Origin of the sequence: Streptomyces flavofungini, assembly GCF_014650815.1 — a bacterium.
GTDB classification, from domain to species: domain Bacteria; phylum Actinomycetota; class Actinomycetes; order Streptomycetales; family Streptomycetaceae; genus Streptomyces; species Streptomyces flavofungini.
Window position 1 is genome coordinate 1 of sequence record NZ_BMVR01000055.1, and the last position, 3,701, is coordinate 3,701.

1 pseudogene is annotated in these 3,701 nt (G+C 73.6%); it reads right to left on the bottom strand.

Features of this window, described 5'->3' with window-relative positions:
- Positions 1-3,697 (bottom strand): annotated as a pseudogene (locus IE274_RS39070) (type I polyketide synthase); the annotation flags it as partial.
- Between the last annotated feature and the right edge of the window lie 4 nt (positions 3,698-3,701).

A 3,701-nucleotide genomic window follows, 5' to 3' on the forward strand; every position in this document is an offset into this window, starting at 1 on the left:
CGGGGAACACGAACGCCACCTTGCCCGCAGGCCGCGCGACACCCATCGCCACCCGCGCCGACTCGACGCCTCGGGCCACCGCCGTCGGTCCTTCGACGAGCGCGCCGAGGCCGGCGAGCAGGCCGTCGCGGTCCTCGCCCACGACGACCGCCCGGCTGTCGAAGGCCGACCGCGCCACGGCGAGCGTGCTGGCGACGTCGCGCGGGTTCAGCTCGGGGTGTGCCACGAGGTGGGCGCGCAGCCGCTCCGCTCCCGCCCGCAGTGCTTCGTCGTCCTTGGCCGAGACGAGCAGCGGCACGAGGGACGGGTCCGGTTCGGCGGTCGGCTCGGCGGCTTCGGTGACCGGCGCCTGCTCGATGATGGCGTGCGCGTTGGTGCCGCTGAACCCGAACGACGAGACGCCGAAGCGGCGCGGCCTGTCGGTGTCCGGCCAGGAGTGGGCCTCGGTGAGGAGCGCGACATCACCGGTGGACCAGTCGACCTCGGGGGTGGGCTCGGCGACGTGCAGGGTCTTCGGCAGTACGCCGTGCCGCATCGCCATGACCATCTTGATGATGCCCGCGACACCGGCGGCGCCCTGGGTGTGCCCGATGTTGGACTTCACCGAGCCCAGCCACAGCGGCCGGTCGGCGGCCCGGTCCTGGCCGTAGGTGGCGAGGAGCGCCTGGGCCTCGATCGGGTCGCCGAGCTTCGTGCCGGTGCCGTGCGCCTCGACGGCGTCCACGTCGGTCGGCGCGAGGCCCGCGGCGGCCAGTGCCTGCCGGATGACGCGCTGCTGCGCGGGGCCGTTGGGGGCGGTGAGGCCGTTGGACGCGCCGTCCTGGTTGATCGCGGACGCCCGTACCACGGCGAGCACCTGGTGCCCGTTGCGCTGGGCGTCGGACAGGCGCTCAAGGACGACCGTGCCGACGCCCTCGCCCCAGCCGGTGCCGTCCGCGTCGGACGAGAACGGCCTGCAGCGGCCGTCGGTGGAGAGTCCGCGCTGGCGGCTGAACTCGATGAACGAGCCCGGCGTCGACATCACCGTCACGCCGCCCGCGAGCGCCATCGAGCAGTCACCGGTCCGCAGTGCCTGCACGGCCATGTGCAGCGCCACCAGCGACGACGAGCACGCGGTGTCGACGGTCACGGCGGGGCCTTCGAGGCCGAACGCGTAGGCGACGCGGCCGGACACGACGCTGGCCGCGTTGCCCGTGCCGATGAAGCCTTCGACGGTCTCGTCGCTCTCCGCCAGGAGCAGGGTGTAGTCCTGCACGTTCGAGCCGGTGAAGACGCCGATGTCGCGCCCGCGCACCGCGCTCGGGTCGATCCCGGCCCGCTCGAACGCCTCCCACGACGTCTCCAGGAGCAGCCGCTGCTGCGGGTCCATGGCGAGGGCCTCGCGCGGCGAGATCCCGAAGAACGTCGGGTCGAACTGGTCGGCGTCGTAGAGGAAGGCCCCTTCACGGGCGTACGAGGTGCCCGCGTGGTCCGGGTCGGGGTTGTACACGTTGGCCAGGTCCCAGCCGCGGTTGGCGGGGAACTCGCCGACGGCGTCGACACCGTCGGAGACGAGCTGCCACAGGTCCTCGGGCGAGTTGACCCCGCCCGGGAACCGGCAGCTCATCGCGACGATGGCGATCGGCTCGTCGCTCACGCCGACCCGTGCCCGGGTGGTCGTCACGACGGCGGGTGCGCCGATGAGTTCGGTGCTGAGGTGCGTCGCGAGCGCCAGCGGGCTCGGGTGGTCGAAGACCAGCGTCGCGGACAGGCGCAGTTCGGTGGCCGCGCCCAGGCGGTTACGCAGTTCGACCGCGGTCAGCGAGTCGAAGCCGAGCTCCTTGAACGCGCGGTCGGGCACGATGGCGCCCGCCGAGCCGTGGCCGAGGACCACGGCCACGTGCTCCAGGACGAGGTCGAGGAGCGCCTTCTCCCGCTCGGCCTCGGTCAGGCCCGCAAGGGACTGGGCGAGAGCTGTCCCGGTGGCGGCGCCGGACTCGGCGGTCCTGCGTGCCGTGCCGCGCACCAGACCGCGCAGCAGGTGCGGTACGGAGCTCGTGCGGGCCTGCCGGTGCAGGGCGGGCAGGTCGAGCGGCACGGGGGCCAGCGTGGCGCGCCCGGTGGTGCCGGCCGCGTCGAACAGCGCCAGGCCCTGGGCGGAGCCGAGCGGGATCACGCCGCCCCGGCTCATCCGCTTCACGTCGGCCTCGTCGACGCTGCCCGCCATGCCGCCGGCGTCCGCCCACAGGCCCCACGCGAGTGAGGTGGCGGGCAGGCCGGTGGCGCGGCGGTGCTGGGCGAGGGCGTCCAGGAAGGTGTTCGCGGCGGCGTAGTTGCCCTGTCCGGGGCCGCCGAACACACCGGCGACGGACGAGAACAGGACGAACGCGGACAGGTCGAGGTCGCGGGTCAGCTCGTGCAGGTGCCAGGCCGCGTCGACCTTGGGCCGGAAGACGGTGTCGATCCGGTCCGCCGTCAGTGAGCCGATGGTGCCGTCGTCGAGGACACCGGCGGTGTGCACGACGGCGGAGACCTTGTGCTCGGCGAGCAGTGCGGCGACGGCTTCCCGGTCGGCGACGTCGCAGGCGGCGTACGTCACTTCGGCGCCCTGCGCGGCGAGTTCGGCGCGCAGTTCCTCGGCGCCTTCGGCGGCGGCGCCGCGCCTGCTCACCAGGAGCAGGTTGCGTACGCCGCGCTCGGCGACCAGGTGCCGGGCCATGAGGCCGCCCAGCGTTCCGGTGGCACCGGTGACCAGCACCGCGCCCGAGCCGAAGCCGGGGTCGTCCACTGCCGACGGGCCGACCCTGGCCAGGCGGGGTGTGCGGATGTCGCCGGAGCGTACGGCGAGTTGTGGCTCGCCGGTGGCCAGGGCGGACGGCAGCGCGTCGCGCGAGACCGCCTCGTCGTCGAGGTCGACCAGCACGATGCGGTCGGGGTTCTCCGACTGGGCCGTGCGCACCAGGCCCCACACGGCGGCCTGCGCGAGGTTCCGTACGTCCTCGTCGGTCGTGGTGGCGATCGCGCCGCTGGTCACAAGGACGAGGCGGGCGGCGTCGAACCGGTCGTCGGCCAGCCAGTTCTGGACCGTGGTCAGCGCCCAGTGCGCCGTCTCGTGCGCGTCGGCAACGAGGTCGGACGCGGAGGTCGTCGGGCACGGCAGGACGACGAAGTCGGGCAGTTCCGCCGACTGCGCCAGTGCGTCCAGGTCGGTCCACTGGGTCGTCGGCGCCGCGCCGTCGGTGGGCGGTGCGGATATCCAGTCGACGCCGAACAGCGCGTCGCCGCGCTCGTCCCCGGCGATCTGGTCGAGCGAGACGGGGCGCAGCACCAGGGAGTCGATGGTGGCCACGGGGGCGCCCGAACCGTCGGCGAGTGCCAAGGTCACGCCGTCCGCCTCTGTGGGCGTCAACCGGACCCGCAGTGCCGTCGCGGCGGAGGCGTGCAGCCGCACACCCGACCACGCGAACGGCACCTTGCCGTCGACGTCCGCGCTGTCCGCGAGACCGACCGTGTGCAACGACGCGTCAAGCAGCGCCGGATGCAGACCGAAGCCGTCCGACTTCACACCATCGGGCAACGCGACCTCGGCGAACACCTCGCCGTCCTTGCGCCACGCGGCCCGCAAACCCTGGAACACCGGCCCGTAGGCGAGACCGGCGTCAGCCCCCTCGTCGTAGAACCCCTCCAGATCCACAACCTCAGCCCCAGCCGGAGGCCACACC